Below are 18,355 nucleotides of genomic sequence, written 5' to 3'. Positions count from 1 at the left end.
CTTGTTGACTAATCGGCTGGAAACGCGCGGGTTGAGGGCGCGCGGGACGTCTGGTGACGTCTGGACATTAGCCATCATAGCGTCTGTCGTAAAAATTCATGGCTCGACGATGATGAAGAGGCGTTGGTCAGCGCAGCCGATTCTCGCCGCAGTCTTTCATGTCATCGGACGTCTTATTTTAACGGCTTTGCGGGCATGAAGCGCTGCCGGTGCGCCTTGACTTTCGTCCATGTAAGTTAGTTGTAGCCGAAAATAAAGGGTAAACACCACATTGGAAACCGCTGCAGATCGGCAGTAGACTGTCATCAGACAACATATCTGTGCATCGCCGTTCGACTGCTGACTATGCCAGCCGCACATGACGCCCAGATCAAGGCCGCTAGTCGGTCGCCACTGGAGACTCTCTTGACCTCTGCTCTCACCGCCGCACTCGATCCACTGGGGTCCGCCGTCTTGAAGGTGAAGCGGCACGTGTTGCCGCTTTTCCTGATCATGTTCATCGCGAACTACATCGACCGCGTGAACATCGGCTTCGTCAACACCCACATGAAAACCGACCTGGGCATCGGCGCGGCGGCGTATGGACTGGGGAGCGGGCTGTTCTTCATCGGCTACGCGCTGTTCGAAGTGCCGTCGAACGTATTGATGCAGAAGTACGGCGCGCGCGCGTGGCTGACGCGGATCATGGGCACGTGGGGCGTCGTTGCCGCGGCCATGGCGTTCGTGTCGAACGAAACGTCGTTTTACGTGTTGCGATTCCTGCTCGGCGTCGCGGAGGCGGGTTTCTTTCCGGGCGTGGTGTTCTATTTCACGCAGTGGCTGCCGCAAAAAGAACGCGGCAAGGCTGTGGCGATTTTTCTCTCGGGCTCTGCCATCGCTTCGGTGGTGTCGGGACCGATCACGGGGAGCCTGCTGTCCATTCGCGGACTCGGCCTGCACGGCTGGCAATGGATGTTCCTGATAGAAGGCGGCTTTTCTATCGTGCTGTGCGCGGTCAGCTGGATGTTCCTCAAATCGCGCATTCGCGATGCTTCCTGGCTCACAGCCGAAGAACAAGGCGTTCTCGAAAGCACGATCGCCGCTGAACAGGCGGAGCGCGTGGCGCACGGCGGCGCGCATCTGCCGGCAGTGAAGCTGTTGAAGGATCCGCAGATCGTGCTGTTCTGCCTGCTCTACTTTGCAATCCAGTTGACGATCTACGCGGCTACATTCTGGCTGCCGACCATCATCCGCAAGATCGGCGGCCTGTCGGATTTCGAAGTCGGCATGCTCAACGCGATTCCGTGGCTCATCGCAATGGTCGCGATGTACTGCTTTGCATTGCTTTCGGCTAAGTGGCGTTTTCAGCAGGCGTGGCTCGCTGTCGCGCTCGTGATTGCGGCGTGTGGCCTCTTTGCGTCGACCTCGGGTAACCCGCTTCTGTCGTTCGTCGCGATCTGCTTTTCGGCGATCGGTTTCAAGGCGGCGGCCTCGCTGTTCTGGCCGATTCCGCAGGGTTATCTCGATGCACGCGTCGCCGCGGCGGTGATCGCGCTGATCAATTCCATCGGTAATCTGGGCGGTTTCTTCGCGCCCGCCACGTTCGGGTATTTGCAGCAACATACCGGTTCGATCACCGGCGGACTTTACGGTCTTGGCGTGGCTTCGCTGATTGCGGCCGCAGCGGCTTTCCTCACGCGTAATCGGCGCGGCGACGGCAACCTGTTGCGCGATCCGCTGCAAGGCAGCGCACACTGACCGTTGTTTCTCTGGCTGCCTCTCATGAGCCATGCGCGCAAACAGTTTTCGTCCGGTACGGGTGGTGAGCGTATTTGCATATCGCGTTGCTCGCCACCGTCCGGCTCACTATCTCAATCGGTCTAGTTCATATGTCCACGAAGCCATCCATTTCTAACGATACGCCTACCGTTACTGAACTGCGCGTCGTGCCGGTTGCCGGCCGCGACAGCATGTTGCTGAACCTGAGCGGCGCGCATGGTCCGTACTTCACGCGCAACATTGTGATTCTGCGCGACAGCGCCGGTCATGTCGGTGTGGGCGAAGTGCCGGGCGGCGAGAATATTCGCAAGACGATCGACGACGCGCGTCCGTTCGTTGTCGGTCAATCGATCGGCAATCTGCAAGCTATCCTGAACAAGGTGCGCACGCAGTTCGCCGACCGCGATGCCGGCGGCCGCGGCCTGCAGACATTCGATCTGCGCACCACGATTCACGCCGTAACCGCGCTCGAAGCTGCGTTGCTGGATTTGCTCGGACAGCATCTCGGCGTGCCCGTTGCTGCGCTGCTTGGCGAAGGTCAGCAACGCGATGCAGTGGAAATGCTGGGCTACCTCTTTTACATCGGCGATCGCAACAAGACCGACCTGCCCTATGCAAGCGGCGCCGATGGACGCGACGACTGGGACCGCGTGCGCACCGAAGAAGCGTTGACGCCCGAAGCCGTGGTTCGTCTCGCCGAAGCCGCGCAAGCCCGCTATGGATTCAACGACTTCAAGCTGAAGGGCGGCGTGCTGCCCGGCGACGCTGAAATCGAAGCGGTGACCGCGCTTGCCGAACGCTTCCCGAATGCGCGCGTGACGCTCGATCCGAACGGCGCATGGTCGCTTGCGGAAGCGGTCCGCCTCTGTCGCGACAAGCACGACGTGCTCGCGTATGCGGAAGACCCGTGCGGCGCCGAGAACGGCTACTCAGGCCGCGAAGTGATGGCGGAGTTCCGCCGCGCGACCGGTTTGCCAACGGCGACCAACATGATCGCGACTGACTGGCGCCAGATGGGCCACGCGATCCAGTTGCAGTCCGTGGATATTCCGCTCGCCGATCCGCACTTCTGGACCATGCAAGGTTCGGTGCGCGTCGCGCAGATGTGCAATGACTGGGGCCTCACGTGGGGCTCGCATTCGAACAATCACTTCGACATCTCGCTCGCGATGTTCACGCATGTGGCAGCGGCCGCGCCCGGCAAGATCACGGCGATCGACACGCATTGGATCTGGCAGGACGGCCAGCGTTTGACGCGCGAACCGTTGCAGATCGTCGGCGGCAAGGTGAAGGTGCCGCAAAAGCCGGGACTCGGCGTCGAACTGGATATGGACGAGATCGAGAAGGCGCACGCGCTCTACCAGCAGCACGGCCTCGGCGCGCGCGACGACGGTGTCGCGATGCAGTACCTGATTCCCAACTGGAAGTTCGACAACAAGCGCCCGTGCCTCGTGCGTTGATTGCTTGCGACGCAGCTTATCGCCCGCTCATTCACATTTGACGATATTCACGCATATACAAATGACTTCACCGCAAGAACTCAAAGCGATCGTATCCGAAGGTCTGTTGTCGTTTCCCGTGACCGACTTCGACGCGCAAGGCGACTTCCGCGCCGACACTTACGCGCAACGGCTCGAATGGCTCGCACCGTATGGCGCGACCGCACTGTTTGCCGCAGGCGGCACAGGCGAATTTTTCTCGCTGACCAAAAGCGACTATACGAACGTGATTCGCACAGCGACTGAAACGTGCAAGGGCAAGGTACCGATTCTGGCGGGCGCGGGCGGTCCGACGCGCGTCGCAATCGAATATGCGCGGGAAGCAGAGCGCCTTGGCGCAAGCGGCGTCCTGCTAATGCCGCACTATCTGACCGAGGCTTCGCAGGAAGGGATTGCCGCGCACGTCGAACAGGTGTGCAACGCGGTGAAGAACATCGGCGTCATTGTGTATAACCGCGCGAATTCAAAGCTCAATGCCGATATGCTGGAACGGCTCGCGGATCGCTGCCCGAATCTGATCGGCTTCAAAGACGGCGTCGGCGAAATCGAGGCAATGGTGACCATTCGCCGGCGCCTCGGCGACCGTTTCTCGTATCTCGGCGGCCTGCCGACCGCAGAAGTTTATGCGGCGGCGTACAAGGCGCTGGGTGTGCCTGTGTATTCGTCGGCGGTATTCAACTTTATTCCGAAGACCGCGATGGAGTTCTATCGTGCGATTGCCGCAGACGATCATCCGACCACGTCACGGCTCATCGACGAGTTTTTCCTGCCGTATCTGGCGATTCGCAATCGTCGCGCAGGTTACGCCGTGAGCATCGTGAAGGCGGGCGCGAAACTGGTTGGTCGCGACGCCGGTCCGGTACGTGCGCCGCTGACCGATCTGACTGAAGAAGAGTGCGGGCAACTCGCTGCTCTGATCGCGAAACTCGGCCCGCAATAAGCGCGCTGCACCCGTTTTGCCGCGGGCCTGGTGCCTAGCCGCGGCGGAACACCACGTGCGAAATCCGCTGCACGAGCAAAGCAGCGGCGAGCGCCGCCACCGCGGTCAACCACACACCGATGTGAATGGACTGCACCAGCGCATCGCGCGCGGTGTCGATCAATGCGAGTGTGTTGAGTCCCGATGGCTTCATGTCCGCGATCAGCTTCAGGCGCGATGCTTCGTCGATCAGAATGCGCAGATCGACGAAGCGCGGCCGCCATTGCGACGCTGTGGGCTCACCGAGCACGCTCATCGTTCGCGTGACGACGTCGCGATAGTGGTGCTGCACGACGGTCGCTACGATGCTCGTGCCCAGCATGCCGCCCACCATGCGCGTCGATTGCAGCAGTGCGGTCGTGATGCCGAAGCGCTCGCGCCCCGCAATTTCCTGTCCGAACACGTTCAGATTGTTGAGAATGAAGCCGAGGCCGATACCGACCGCGGCCATCGGCAGTTCGATCCACAGGTGCGGTGTTTCCGGATTCGCAAATGCAAGGCCGATCGACGCAAACAGCAGCAATGCAAAGCCGATCGAGAGGATGCGCGTCGGCTTCTTCATGTGAATCACGATGCGCGTATTCAGCAGGCTGCCGAGTGCGATGCATGCGGCAATGGGCGTGGCGAGCAGGCCGGCCTGTTGCGGGGAAAGGCCGAAGCCGCCTTGCAGCAGCAGCGGCGCGAAGAAAATCAGCGAGAACATCACGAAGCCGGACAGCATGCCGAGCGTGAACAGCGTGACGAGCTGCGAGTCTTTGAACAGATCGAGCGGAATGATCGGATGCGTGGCGCGCTTCTCGCACACGAACAACGCAATGGCGCCGACGATCACACACACGGCAAGCGTGATGTTGGCGGCCGTCAAGCCGTCTTTCGGCACCGCTTCGATGAAAGCCTGCAGACCGCCGAGCACGGCGGCCACGAGCCCCGCACCGACCCAGTCGATTTTGACCTCGCCGTCGTGCGGCCGCTGAAAACTCGGCAGATGCACCCAGATGAAGTAGAGCGCCGCCGCACCGACCGGCAGGTTTATCAGGAACGTGGAGCGCCAGCCGAGGTGCTCGCTCATCCATCCTCCGAGCGAGGGACCCGCCGCCGTACCAATGCCGTAAGCCGCGGCCATCACGACTTGCCAGCGCACGCGGGCGCGCGGGTCGGGGAACAGGTCCGGTATCGACGCGAACGCGGTGCCGACCATCATGCCGCCCCCCACGCCTTGCAGCCCGCGCGCGATTACGAGAAACAGCATGTCGTTCGCGACGCCGCATAGGACCGAAGCTACCGTGAACGTGATCACAGCCGCAATCACGAAGCGCTTGCGACCGAAGTAGTCGCCAAGGCGTCCGAACACCGGCACGGTTACGACCGACGCCAGCAGATACGCACTGGCGATCCACGCGTAATACTCGAAGCCGTGCAGTTCCGCGACGATCGACGGCAGCGCGGTACTGACAACCGTTTGGTCGAGTGCCACGAGCATGTTGACGAGACCGATGCCGAGCATCGCGAAGAGGGCGTTCCGGAAAGGCAGCGCGGTAGCAGCGGCAGTGGAAGTCACGGATCTGGACTGAAAGGGCGATTAGGGTGAAGCACTAAGGGCGCGAGGTCTGGACAACCGACGTACTAAAGTTGTCTGACCACTTCTCGTCATTATACGGGTTTGCCCCTAGCTAAAACTATTCCTCTGCGCAAATGCCAATCGCTGCGGTTCAAGATCGCGAGCAATCCGCGCATTTCAGATGCAATCCGGCCTGGAGAGGGTTTGTCTCTACACATGCGGCCCGCATCGCTGCCGATAAATAAGCCGAGTGGTCGTGCGATGCTGCCGCGCCGCCTGAACGATTAGCGTGCGCGCAGCGGTCCCTCGGCCTCCTTCAACCGGACGAGACAGGAGCGAGCATGGATCGATTGAATTTCAGGCAGAAGCTCTGGGTGCCGCTTGTCGTCAGCCTGCTGGCGCTCCTCGCCGTGTCGGTGTCGGCGGCGTGGTTGTCGCGTCAGACGCGCGTTGAAGAGCGCAAGCACGACCTCGTGAATGTCGCGCACGTTGGACTCAGCATCGTGAAGGAATACGCGGCGCTTGCGCAGAGCGGCGCGCTAAGCGAGGCCGATGCGCGCAAGCAGGCACTCGAACGGCTGCGCGGCGTGCGCTACGGCGAGGACGGCTACTTCCTCGTGCTCGACTCCACGCCGCGCATGGTCATGCATGCGATGAAACCCGCCTTGGACGGCAAGGATCTCGCGGGCACTGCGGACGCAGACGGCCGCCACCATTACGTGACGTTTGCCGCGACGGCGCAGGCGCCGGAGGGCGGCTTCGTCGACTATGTGTTCCCGCATCCGGGCAGTCCACCGTCCGACGCAGTCGGCAAGATCGGCTACGTCGTGCGTTATGCACCGTGGGACTGGATCATCGCGACGGGGGCTTACGTCGACGATATCGACGCCGCGTTCAAAGATTCGCTTTACGTGCTCGGCAGCGTGGTAGGCGCGGTCGCGCTGTTACTGTCCGCGCTCGTCGCGTTCACCAATCGCAGCATCCAACGCACGATTGGCGGCGACCCGGCATACGTCGCGCAGGTCGCCGGCGAGATCACCAAGGGCAACCTCGTTATTCCGGTCGAGGCTCGTGAAGGCGATGAATCGAGTCTTCTGCATACCATGCGGCAGATGCGCGACGCCCTTGCAAAGACCATCGTGCAGATCGGCGGCGCGGCCGAGAAGGTCGCGACCGGCGCGCGGGAGATCGCGGAAGGCAACACGGATCTGTCCGCGCGTACCGAGAGCCAGGCCGCGTCGCTCGAAGAGACGGCGGCCAGCATGGAGCAGATGACTGCGATGGTCCGGCAAACATCGGAGAGCGCGCAGACGGCGAGTCAGTTGACGGCAAGCGCCGAGCAGATCGTCACGCAGGGCGGACAAATGGCGGCCGAGGCCGTTTCGACCATGCAGGAGATATCGACCGAATCGCACAAGATGGTCGAGATCATTGCAGTGATCGAAGGCATTGCGTTTCAGACCAACATTCTTGCGCTGAACGCGGCGGTAGAGGCGGCCCGTGCGGGAGACGAAGGGCGCGGCTTCGCCGTGGTGGCCGGCGAAGTGCGCACGCTTGCTCAGCGCAGCGCTTCCGCGGCGAAGGAAATCCGCACGCTGATCAGCCGCGCCGTGGGTCGCGTCGAAACCGGCGTTGAACTCGTCGACAAAACCGGTACGACGATTCAGGCGGCGAGCGACGCGATTGCGAAGTTGTCGGGCGTCATGCGCGACATCGCCGCGGCTGCCGCTGAGCAAAGCGCGGGCATCGATCAGGTCGGCGACGCCGTCACGCAGATGGACAGCGTCACGCAACAGAACGCCGCGCTCGTCGAAGAGGCCGCGGCGGTGGCGCAGACATTGACCGAGCAGGCGAGATTGCTGGAAGCGTCAATTCGTACTTTCCAGGTGCAAGACGATTCGCATGAGAGTGGCGTGGGGCGACCGGTACCGAAACACTCGCACCGGTTAGCCGTGGCAGTTTGAATGCGGGCTCCCACAGTGGCGCTATGCTAGCGGTTTCGTTCGGAGACCCGCATGCCACAAGCGACCCGCACCGCAGCCATTGCACTGCTATCGTGTCTTGCGTTGACTATCGGCACATCGGCGCAAGCCGACTCATCGTGCGATCCGGCATGCGGCGCTCGCGGCCAGCTTCTCGATCATCGGGTCACGTTGCGGCTCAGCGCTGCTGAATTGTCGGATCTGCTTGCGTCGAGCCCCTCGGGGCAGCACCTCATGCGAATGGCCGGTGCGCCCGCTTGCGGCGTCGAGGTCGTGTATTTCCGCTATCGGACTATTGGCGGCGCGGGTGAGCCGACCACTGCAAGCGGTGCATTGATGACCCCGCAAGGCGAATCCGCGGCGTGCGGGGGGCCGCGTCCGCTGATGTTGTATGCGCACGGCACCACCACCGACAGCAAATACAATCTCGCCGATATTGGGCGGACCGACGCGGACAACGAAGGGACCGGCGAAGGTCTCAGCGTGGCCGCGATGTACGCTGCTCACGGCTACATCGTGGCGGCCAGCAACTACGCGGGCTACGCCGGGTCCGATCTTCCGTACCATCCTTATCTGAACGCCGACCAGCAGTCCGCCGATATGATCGACGCGCTGCACGCGGCGCGGGCCATGTTGAACGGCGATGGTTCGCCCGCCGCCACGCGAGAGAACGGCAAGCTCTTCATTACGGGCTACTCGCAAGGCGGTTTCGTTGCGTTGGCGACGCATCGCGCGCTGCAAGCAGCAGGCGTGAAGGTGACCGCATCCGCTCCGGGCTCCGGGCCATACGCGCTTGCCGCTACCGCCGACGCCATCATTGCAGGCGAGGTCAGTCTCGGCTCGACGCTCTTCACGACGTTGGTCGTGACGGGCTATCAACATGCGTATAAGAACCTGTATCGCAAGCCGACGGAATTTTTCGAAGCCGCCTACGCGCACGATATCGAGCACGTGCTGCCCAGCGCACAACCTCTCGATACGCTTTTCTCGCAACGGAAATTGCCGTCAACGCACCTTTTCAGCAGTACGCCGCCGGCTGCGCGGTTCGCGTCGATGACACCGCCCGTCGCGCCGTTGCTTACGCCGCCCGCATTGACACCGCTATTCGCCGCAGGTTTCGGCGACGCCAACCTCGTGCGTAACGCCTACCGCCGCGCGCTTCTGGAAGACGCAGCCGCCAATCCCGACGGCGCTTTCCCCGATGCAAGCGCAAGCCTTGCGCCGGCGGCCGAGCCGCTGCATCCGCTGCGGCAGGCGTTCAAGCGCAACGATCTGCGCAACTGGGTTCCGAAGGCGCCGGTCCTGCTGTGCGGCGGCGGCTCGGACCCGATGGTGTTCTTCTTCAACGCCCGTATCGAGCAGGCTTATTGGCGCGGTGCCAATGTGCCTGCGGGGCTGACATCCGTGCTGGATGTGGACTCGTCCGCCACCGGACCCGACGATCCGTTCGCAACCGTCAAGCAAGGCTTTGCAAATGCGAAGGCATCGATCGCACGGCAGGCCATTGCCGGCGGCGCGACAGACGGGGGCGCCTCCGCTGTATTGCGTTCCTATCACGGAGGGCTCGTTGCGGGCTCATGCATGATTGCCGCACGAGCATTCTTTGCGAACTTCTGAGTGCGCCTGGCTTTAGGCCCTGCGACTACGCGAACGCCGTCAATTGCCGAACAACGAGCTTTGCGTGCCGCGGAGAGGCGCTGGACGTGTGCGCTTTGCGCCGACGTTGGCTGCGTCTGCGGGTGCTTGCGCCTGCCTGTCCGCGGCGGCTTCGAGCGACGTTTGCCCCGCTTCCAGCGACAGCAGCAACATCTTGTTCGCGAGGCCGCCCGCGAAGCCGGTTAGCTCGCCTGACGCGCCGATCACCCGGTGGCATGGCGCCACGATAGAAATCGGATTTCTGCCGTTGGCCGCGCCGACCGCCCGCACCGCGTTGATATTGCCGATCTGCGCAGCGATTTGTGCATAAGTGCGCGTCTGACCGAAAGGGATGGTCAGCAACGCGGCCCACACTTTCTTCTGAAACTCCGTCCCTTGAAACTGGAGCGCCAGATCGAATGCTTGCCTCTTGCCAGCGAAGTACTCATTCAACTGACGCTCGGCTTCGAGCAGAATCGGCCGATCGGCGGCTTGCATCGACTCTGCCAGGCGCACGCGGTTCGGCTTGTCGAATTCCCACAGAATGGCGGCTAGATGCTCGCCGTTGGCAACGAGCTTCAATTTGCCGACGGGAGAATCCATCAACTTGTAGGCGTAAGTCACTTATCTGCTCCTGCGAATTGAAGTGAGACAGCGCGGCACGCGAGTGGTGTCGCAATGACCCTAGTGTGGACTTCCCGCCTGCTGAAGACACTTCGGATCTTGCTGTCTGTTTCGTCGTCAAGTATGAAGGATTCGCGCGCGAGATGGTCAGTTATCGGGAAGCGGCAGCGTGGCTTCACGCTGCGCAACAGCACGTCACGATATGACTCAGTAGAATTGACCCTTCGTGCACGACGGGCGCGGACCACCGGATCTTCTTACGACTGTGACAACAACACTGGAACAACTGCGAGCGGGACAACTCTCGGGCGCACGCCGACTGAAACTCGCGTGCGGGCTCACTGAGTTTCCGCGCGAGATTTTCGAACTCGCCGACACGCTCGAAATTCTCGATCTCTCAGGCAATGCGATGTCAGCGTTGCCAGACGATTTCGCGCGGCTCCATAAGTTGCGCATTCTGTTCGCGTCCAACAATCCGTTCACCGAGTTGCCGGAAGTACTCGGGCAGTGCCGGCAATTGAGCATGGTTGGCTTCAAGGCGAATCGCATTGCTACGGTTGCCGGTAATGCGCTGCCGCCGCGGCTGCGTTGGTTGATTCTTACGGACAACCAGATCGACGCGTTGCCACCGCAAATCGGTGACTGCGCACATTTGCAGAAGTTGATGCTGGCGGGCAATCGTCTGCGCTTTCTTCCGGAAGAACTGGCCGCGTGTTCGCGGCTGGAGTTATTGCGGCTTGCGGCGAATCGGCTCGACGAATTGCCGGCGTGGCTGTTTCGCATGCCGCGGCTCGCGTGGCTCGCTTGTGCGGGCAATCCGTTCGGCGACGCATTGGAAGCGGCGGCGTTGACGGATACGCCGATCGCCGAAATCGACTGGGACGATCTGCGCCTGCAGGAGCAATTGGGCGAGGGCGCCTCGGGTGTGATCTACCGCGCCGAGCTACGTGAGCGGGATGGCGCATCGCGGCCCGTCGCGGTCAAACTGTTCAAAGGCGCGGTCACGAGCGACGGTTTGCCCGACTGCGAAATGGCGGCCTGCATCCGGGCCGGCGATCACGCGAACCTGATTGCGGTCGCGGGGAAAGTAAAAGATCATCCGGCAAACGCGCACGGCCTCGTGATGGAACTCATCGAACCGCAATTTCGCAACCTGGCGGGGCCGCCGAGCTTCGAGTCGTGCACGCGGGACATTTACGCGGTGGGCGCAAGCTTCAAAGCCGCCGACGTCGTGGATATGGCGCATGGCATTGCATCTGCCGCGTGTCATTTGCACCGGCGGGGCGTGATGCACGGCGACCTGTACGCGCACAACATTCTGCACGACGGTCGGGCACGTGTATTGTTAGGAGACTTCGGCGCCGCATCTTTCTATGCGACGGAAAACCGCGAACGCAGCGTTGCGCTTGAACGTCTCGAGGTGCGAGCGTTTGGTTGTCTGCTCGATGAATTGATCGAGCGTGTCGATGCGAGCGATTGTAGCGATCACGGTCATGGGCGCAATGAACTCGCCGTGTTGAGAGACAGTTGCCTGAGTGAAGACGTTCAAAGCCGGCCGCTATTCGAGCAGATCGCATCCGATCTCCGCGCGTTGAAGGCTCGGTGATGCTGAACTTGCAAGCCGCTTGCGGGCCGGTCAACCCGCATCCATCCGTTGGCGTCGATGCAGTTGTCGAGCGCTGCCAGCAAGGAGAGAAACCATGACGCAGGAAATGCGCCGCCGCGTGCTGATCGCCGGTGCTCTGGCTGCGGCCGGTCTCACACGAGCGGCCGGCGCGGCAACGGTGGAAGGCGGCGTGCCGAAAATCGCGCTCGTGCTGAAATCGATTAACGATCCTTTCACGGTCGCAATGGCTAACGCGGCAAAAAACTATCAGCAGCATTACGCGTCGCAATTCGCGTTGACGGTTCGCGGTACCGCGACCGAAGCCGACACGGCCGGACAGATCCGTATCGTCGACGATCTGATCAAGGCAAAGATGAACGCGATCGTGATTGCGCCGTCCGGCTCGAAACCACTGACGGCCGTGGTGGCGCGCGCAATCAAGGCGGGCATCATCGTGGTGAGCATCGACAATCCGCTCGACGACGCATCGCAGGACGCCGCGAAGATCTCCGTGCCGTTCGTCGGACCGGACAATCGCAAGGGTGCGACGCTGGTGGCGAACTATCTCGCCGAGCGGCTGCAGGCCGGCGACCAGGTGGGGATCATCGAGGGCATCGCCGCGGACCGCAACGCACAGGAACGCACGGCCGGCTACAGGGACGTCATGAGCACGGCGGGCATGCAAGTAGTGGCGAGCCAAGCGGCGGATTGGGAGTATGGCAAGGGCCGTGACGTCGCGTCGAAAATGCTCGGCCAGCATCCGCAGATTCGCGGCTTTCTCTGCGCGAACGACAACATGGCAATGGGGGCGGCGGACGCTGTTCGCGACGCGGGCCGAACCGGCGGCGTTTATATCACCGGCTACAACGCGATTGAAGCGATCAAACCGTTGATCGCCGACGGCCGCGTGCTAGCCACGGTCAATCAGTTCGCAGACCGGCAGGCCGTGTTCGGCATGGACGTCGCGTTGAAAGCCGTGACCGAGCAGAGAAAGCAGCGCGAGTTGTCGCGGACGATAGAAACGCCGCTGCAACTGGTGACGGCAGCGACGCGGTAAACCCGTTTGCCGCCAGGCAACGAAACGGCGAATGCGCGGCGCTCTGACAAGGCGAACGGCAGGCCGAAGGCTGCCGTTCGCCTCCACAGGCGCTCAACGCGGGATCAGGGTTAGAAAGTATTCCAGCCGTCCGTTCGGGTTGCAGCCGCAGCCCCAGCTCCAATGCTAGCCGTAGCAGCGATGGTGGGGCGCAAGGTGGCCGCCGCAGTGCGCCTGTTCGAGATCGCGCCGTTGTTCGCAGAGGCGCTTCGCGCGCGAGGCGCAGCGGAGGACGCGTGCGTTGCCGACAACGCGGCGCCTTCGAGACGGAAGAACGACACCGACTGATTCAACTGCCGGCCCTGATCTTCGAGCGATTTCGACGCGGCCGCCGCTTCTTCCACTAGCGCGGCATTCTGCTGCGTGACCTCGTCCATTTGCGTGATTGCCTGATTGACCTGCTCGATGCCGCGGCTTTGTTCCGCCGACGCCGACGCGATTTCGCCCATGATGTCGGTCACGCGTGCGACGGCCTGCGTAACTTCCGCCATTGTCATGCCTGCCTTGTCGGCGAGTGACGAACCGTCCTGGATCTTCTGCACGGACGTGCTGATCAGGTCTTTAATCTCTTTTGCCGCGCTCGACGAGCGCTGCGCGAGGTTGCGCACCTCGCTTGCCACCACCGCGAAGCCTCGCCCCTGTTCGCCCGCACGCGCCGCTTCGACGGCAGCATTGAGCGCGAGGATATTCGTCTGGAACGCAATGCCTTCGATCATGCCGGTGATCTCGGCGATACGCGTGGAGTTGGCGCTGATCTCGCCCATCGTCCCCACCATTTGCCCGACGACGCCGTTGCCCTTCAACGCGACTTCGGATGCATTGGCGGACAAGGTGCTCGCCTGCTGCGCATTCTCGGCGTTCTGTTTGACGGTGGCGGTCAACTCTTCCATGCTCGACGCGGTCTCCTGAAGAGACGACGCCTGCTGCTCCGTGCGCGACGACAGATCGACGTTGCCCGACGCGATCTGACTCGAGCCCGTTGCGATGCTGTCGGCCGCATTGCGAACATTGCCGATCAGACGAACGAGGCTTGACTGCATCTCGCCCATCGATGCAAGTACGCTGCCCGCCGGTGCAGTGCTCGCTCCGGGAACCGGGCGCAAGTCGCCCTCCGCGACGCGCCGCGTGACTTCCGCAAGCGCGACGGGCTCGGCGCCAAGCGCACGCAACAAGCCGCGCGTGATGATGATCCCGGCTCCGACAGCGAGGGCAATCGCACCGAAGCAGAAGACGATCAGCAGGTTGCGCTGATGCACGAACTGCTCCTCCGATTCCTGTGCCAACTGCATCGCACGTTCATGGGTGGCGTCGGCGTATGCATTCGAAGCCTTGATCAACGCGGCGAGTAACGGCCTGCACTTGACCGCGATCTCCGCGATTGCGGCGTCGCGTTGTCCGTCCACGGCGAGCCTGTCGATCTCCAGCGCAACCGGCCGGTAGAGCTGTTCGATCCGCGATATTTCGCCAGCCAGAGCACGGGCCTTGTCGGTCATGTCCGGTGCGCTCGCCACCATTGCATTGAATTTCTCGAGGTTGCTCTCCACTCGTTTCTCGGCATCGAGCACGGCGGCCTTTTCGAGTTCGAGGTCGGCAGATGAAGAGACCAGCACCAGATTGCGCACCGCCATCGCACGGTCGTCGACGGCGCTTCGCACCGACTCGGCCATCTGCGCGCGTGCATTGACGCCACTCATATAGCCGGTGAAGCGCTCGTTCGCATTGTTCAGCGCTTTCAGCGAAATGGCCGAGACGATCAACACGACGACGGCAAGGGAACCGAACGCAGCAGCCAGCTTTGCCTTTTCCGAGAGGTTATGAAAATTCATGATTTCTGGACTCCAGTCGACACTTTTCTGGCCGAGAACTAAGTAAGGCTTTCTATTTCCTTTAACGCGAGGGGCGGCAGCACTCGTCCCAATCAGTTGGCGCCGGTGCTAAACGCAATAACGGCCAGCAGTGCGCCGGCAATAGGGCGACTACTCTGCGCAATTCACGCGCAAAGGTTTGCGCATCATTGATATTCGCTATGAAGCGATTGCTCAATGAGAAATCGCGACGCTCGCGCTAGTTCCGAGGCAATATGACGCCCGCGTGACATGGTGACGGCGGCCATCGCGGCTTCATCTTCTGCTGGTAAATTGCGGGTTGTTAGAAACCGGAAGCGGAAGCAGGCAATGGACGACTTATGAAATCTGAACTTCTGCTGCAAACTTACGGCTCGGACTCGTCCGGCATCGTGTGCGGCTTTGTCTTCTCGTCGACGCAACCGGGCCGGCCCATCTCCGCCGATGACGCGCTCGAATGGCTACATGCGCAGCAAAGTTCGGATGCTGTGCCGCATACCGACGAATTCATATGGCTGCATTTCAACCTCGCACACAGCGCGAGTGAACGCTGGATGCGAGCGCAGCTCGATTTGCCCGAGACGTTTTTCGACGCGTTGCGGGAGGGTTCGCACTCGACACGTATCGAGCAGGCGGACGGCGCGCTGCGCGCGGTTGTCAACGACGTCATGTTCAACCTCGAGTTCATTCCGTCGGAGATCGCCACGTTATGGATTTACGCGCACCAGCGAATCATCGTGACGGCGCGTCTGAAGCCGCTGCGTTCCGTGGACCGGCTGCGCGCGTCAGTGAAAGAAGGGGAAGTTTTCCGCTCGCCGGTGGAACTGCTCGTCCATCTGATGCGCGACCAGGCCGACCTGCTCGTGCAGATTGTCCGCCGCACGAGCGCGGATATCGATCGTATCGAAGACCGCTTCCTCTCTCAGCGGCCCACGCAAAACCGGCTGGATCTGGGCGCGATGCGACGCATGCTGACCCGTTTGCAGCGGATGCTCGCGCCAGAACCTGGAGCGATTTTTCGCCTGCTCGCAAGACCGCCTCGCTGGCTTCACGCTGAAGACGTGCAGGATTTGCGCGAGTCGACGGAGGAGTTTTCAGTCGTGCTCTCCGACATGGCAGGTCTGATCGAACGCGTGAGACTGCTGCAGGAAGAGATCATTTCGCGGCTGGAAGAACAGAACAACCGTACCCTGTTCACGCTCACCTTGGTCACGGTTCTCGCCATGCCGATCAACATTGTCGCGGGGTTCTTCGGCATGAACGTGGGCGGCATTCCGTTTGCCGAGAATCGCCACGGCTTCTGGGTGATGGTGGTGCTCGTGGCCTGCTTCACGGGACTGACGGCGTGGTGGGCGTTTCGACGAAGAAAGGACCGATAGCGAGGCCCGCAAGCGCGACTTGCGCATACTCTTGCCGATGCACCGCTTGACGGCAGAGCGGCGGCATCGGAACGAAGTCTGTCCGTGCGGGGGCTGTGCCAACGGACGCTATAGAAAAATGAACGGCCGCACGCCGCATGTGCGGCGAACAATAATGCCAAAAGACCATGTCCAGTTCCCTTGCGCTGCTCGCCACCGTGTTCGTCTCGTGCCTTTCGAGCGCGGCCGTGCTGGGTTACCTTGCGCGATGTAAGGTCGCCGGATTACGCCGCTGGCTTGCCGCGCACTGCCTGTTCGCCGTCGCATCCGGAGTGCTGTTTCTCGTGCATGCCCGCCCTCCGGCGGCCGTGATGCTTGCATCGTGCATGCTCGTGCTTGGCGGCGCGCTGCTCATGCTGCAAGGTTGCCGCGCGTTCGTCGGCAAGCCGCCGTGCCTGACAGGCGAGCATCTCGCGTTAGGCGTGTGCGTGGGTGCCGTCATGTACTGGACGTGGGAGTCGCCGAACGTCAGCGCGAGAGCCGCGGTCATGTCGTTCGCGCTTGCGTATGCGCGCATCGCCGTAGGGTGGACGCTCTGGAGTTCGCGTGTGCGTGAGCGTCCGCAATACGGCCACTGGCTCGTGCTTTGCGCGGCGCTCGTCGGCGGAATCGTGTACTTCGCGCGCGGCGTTCTGAACACTTTCTTCGCCGATCCCGCGATAAGCTGGCCGACACACGTCGCTCCCGATTTCGCCTTTCTGGGCATCAGCATTCTTTCGTTGCCGCTCCTGTCGATTGGCCTCGTGATGGTGGCCAACGACCGGCTGATGCAACAGGTCGAAAAGCTGGCCACTTTCGACGAGTTGACCGGCGCCCTGGTGCGTCGCGCATTCATGATTCGCGGCACAACGCTCTCGCAGACGGCGTGCGCGGCGCTCACTGAATTGTGCGTCGCGATTATCGACATCGACGATTTCAAAACCATTAACGATCGACACGGGCATGCTACTGGCGACCGGGTTCTCGCCGATTTTGGCGCCGAAGTGCATCGGCACATGCGTGCCGGCGACGTGTTCGGTCGCCTGGGCGGCGAGGAGTTCGCGATACTTTTCCCGCAGACGTCGATGGCGGAAGCGGCTCGCCTGGTCGGCAGCATGCTCGCCGCGGTCAGCTGCCCGCAGCCGGCTACAAAAGGCAAGCTGGCGTATGCGTTCAGCGCCGGCATCAACGAATGCGCACAGGCGGAGAGTCTGAGCGACGCGCTGGCCGGCGCGGACGCCATGCTGTATCGCGCGAAACGAGCCGGCAAATGCCGGATCGAACTGGCGCGGACCGAACTCGCGAGCCAGCCTGCGGACGACATGGCGCGCTCGGCGTATTAGCGCCGTGCGTTGAATGTCTGCACGCGGCGCAGTGGGCCGCGCGCTGCGCTGCGTTGACGCGCTATCGCGAGTTTTCACGCTCCAGCGGCTCGCCCAACACGAACGGTCCACCTTGAAAGCGCTGCGCCGGGTCGTCGCGCGAGCCGTCAGGCGCCGTTGCGGGAAAGCGCTCTGCAAACGGCGCGGAGCTGTCGCGCGGATTGAAGCCAAGAAAACTGGCCTTGGTGTTGTCCCACCACTTGACCGGATTGTCCGACGCGCCGTAAACCACCACATGCCCCACGCGGTTCGTGAAAAGCGAGCAGCGCACGAGTTCGATGAAGTCGCGATAGCTCAGGTACGTGACGAGCATCCGCGGGTTCTTCGGCTCTTCGAACGACGAGCCGATGCGCATGCACACCGTCTCTATGCCGAAGCGATCGTAGTAGTAGCGCGAAAGCGCCTCGCCGAAGCATTTGGTCACACCGTATAAGGTGTCGGGTCGCTGCGGCGCATCGGCGTCGATTACTTCGGTTACCGGATGAAAACCGATCACGTGGTTCGAACTGGCGAACGCAATGCGCTTCACGCCGTGTTTGCGTGCCGCCTCATAGAGGTTGTACGTGCCGGCAATGTTTGCGCCGAGCAGGTCGTCGAAAGGGGCGTCGATTGAAATGCCGCCCAGATGCACGATTGCGTCCACTCCTTCCACCAGTTGCATGACGGCCTCCCGGTCCGCCAGATCCACCGCGCGCGTTTCCTCATGCGGCGCTGGCTCGCCCAGACTCGCAATGTCGGTCACACGAACCACATCGGCCCATTCTGCGAGCGCGCCGCGCAACTGGCGGCCGAGGTTGCCTGCGGCGCCCGTTAGAAGCAGGCGCCGGAACGGCTTGCGTGGTGCGGCATCGGGTTGGGTCATCGTTTGGCTCATCGGTGAAACTCCTGCAAGTAGCGTGGCTAGTTAGGTAAACGTTTTTGACAGCGAGCGAATCGACGCGAAGCCGAGCGTTCGTGAACGTCTCAGCGTGTCGGAAAGGCCCGCATATCAGGTC

General features: G+C 62.0%; 13 protein-coding genes. 9 read left to right on the top strand and 4 right to left on the bottom strand.

The features are described 5' to 3' along the window. Positions 1-405 precede the first annotated feature (405 nt). The 3 genes from BCA01S_RS18075 (at position 406) to kdgD (ending at position 4,197) form a co-directional block, all read left to right on the top strand. Positions 406-1,737 (top strand): MFS transporter, encoded by a 1,332-nt coding sequence (locus BCA01S_RS18075; RefSeq protein WP_027778111.1) that lies wholly within the window; start codon positions 406-408, stop codon positions 1,735-1,737. 131 nt (positions 1,738-1,868) lie between these two features. Then, positions 1,869-3,218 carry a glucarate dehydratase gene (gudD, locus tag BCA01S_RS18070; protein WP_027778110.1) on the top strand — a complete coding sequence of 450 codons (1,350 nt, stop codon included), beginning with the start codon at positions 1,869-1,871 and terminating at the stop codon, positions 3,216-3,218. A gap of 61 nt (positions 3,219-3,279) precedes the next feature. Next, positions 3,280-4,197 (top strand): 5-dehydro-4-deoxyglucarate dehydratase, encoded by a 918-nt coding sequence (gene kdgD / locus BCA01S_RS18065; RefSeq protein WP_027778109.1) that lies wholly within the window; start codon positions 3,280-3,282, stop codon positions 4,195-4,197. 34 nt (positions 4,198-4,231) lie between these two features. Here the strand turns inward: kdgD and BCA01S_RS18060 are convergent, their stop codons facing one another. Further along, the gene (locus BCA01S_RS18060) at positions 4,232-5,740 is read right to left on the bottom strand and encodes an MFS transporter (RefSeq protein WP_027778108.1); all 1,509 of its coding nucleotides are present in this window, start codon (positions 5,738-5,740) and stop codon (positions 4,232-4,234) included. Positions 5,741-6,135: 395 nt separating this feature from the next. Between BCA01S_RS18060 and BCA01S_RS18055 the strand changes: the two genes are divergently transcribed. Both BCA01S_RS18055 and BCA01S_RS18050 read left to right on the top strand, forming a co-directional pair. Continuing rightward, positions 6,136-7,758, top strand: a complete 1,623-nt coding sequence (locus BCA01S_RS18055) for a methyl-accepting chemotaxis protein (protein WP_027778107.1) — start codon at positions 6,136-6,138, stop codon at positions 7,756-7,758. Positions 7,759-7,809: 51 nt separating this feature from the next. After that, positions 7,810-9,393, top strand: coding sequence for an alpha/beta hydrolase family protein (locus tag BCA01S_RS18050; RefSeq protein WP_027778106.1), 1,584 nt, complete (start codon positions 7,810-7,812; stop codon positions 9,391-9,393). 39 nt (positions 9,394-9,432) lie between these two features. On the opposite strand, the gene BCA01S_RS18045 is transcribed toward BCA01S_RS18050, so the two are convergent. Beyond that, positions 9,433-10,035: a methylated-DNA--[protein]-cysteine S-methyltransferase gene (locus tag BCA01S_RS18045; protein WP_027778105.1), complete on the bottom strand. Its 603-nt coding sequence runs from the start codon at positions 10,033-10,035 to the stop codon at positions 9,433-9,435. 265 nt (positions 10,036-10,300) lie between these two features. Here BCA01S_RS18045 and BCA01S_RS18035 point away from each other — a divergent pair, with 265 nt between their 5' ends. Further along, positions 10,301-11,641 (top strand): leucine-rich repeat-containing protein kinase family protein, encoded by a 1,341-nt coding sequence (locus BCA01S_RS18035; protein WP_027778104.1) that lies wholly within the window; start codon positions 10,301-10,303, stop codon positions 11,639-11,641. Between the two features lie 94 nt (positions 11,642-11,735). Further along, positions 11,736-12,698, top strand: a complete 963-nt coding sequence (locus tag BCA01S_RS18030; RefSeq protein ID WP_027778103.1) for a substrate-binding domain-containing protein — start codon at positions 11,736-11,738, stop codon at positions 12,696-12,698. A 110-nt stretch (positions 12,699-12,808) separates the two neighbouring features. Here the strand turns inward: BCA01S_RS18030 and BCA01S_RS18025 are convergent, their stop codons facing one another. After that, positions 12,809-14,563, bottom strand: a complete 1,755-nt coding sequence (locus BCA01S_RS18025; RefSeq protein WP_027778102.1) for a methyl-accepting chemotaxis protein — start codon at positions 14,561-14,563, stop codon at positions 12,809-12,811. Positions 14,564-14,922: 359 nt separating this feature from the next. Here BCA01S_RS18025 and BCA01S_RS18020 point away from each other — a divergent pair, with 359 nt between their 5' ends. Both BCA01S_RS18020 and BCA01S_RS18015 read left to right on the top strand, forming a co-directional pair. After that, positions 14,923-15,960: a transporter gene (locus BCA01S_RS18020; RefSeq protein ID WP_027778101.1), complete on the top strand. Its 1,038-nt coding sequence runs from the start codon at positions 14,923-14,925 to the stop codon at positions 15,958-15,960. A gap of 167 nt (positions 15,961-16,127) precedes the next feature. Further along, positions 16,128-17,321: a GGDEF domain-containing protein gene (locus BCA01S_RS18015; RefSeq protein ID WP_027778100.1), complete on the top strand. Its 1,194-nt coding sequence runs from the start codon at positions 16,128-16,130 to the stop codon at positions 17,319-17,321. Positions 17,322-17,382: 61 nt separating this feature from the next. Here the strand turns inward: BCA01S_RS18015 and BCA01S_RS18010 are convergent, their stop codons facing one another. Further along, a complete protein-coding gene (locus BCA01S_RS18010; protein WP_244146044.1) occupies positions 17,383-18,234 on the bottom strand; it encodes an NAD-dependent epimerase/dehydratase family protein in 852 nt (283 codons plus the stop codon). Positions 18,235-18,355 lie beyond the last annotated feature (121 nt).

The organism is Paraburkholderia caledonica NBRC 102488, from assembly GCF_000685095.1.
Lineage (GTDB): Bacteria > Pseudomonadota > Gammaproteobacteria > Burkholderiales > Burkholderiaceae > Paraburkholderia > Paraburkholderia caledonica.
Note: the sequence above shows the minus strand (reverse complement) of the source record. Positions and strands in the feature narration are given on the sequence as shown.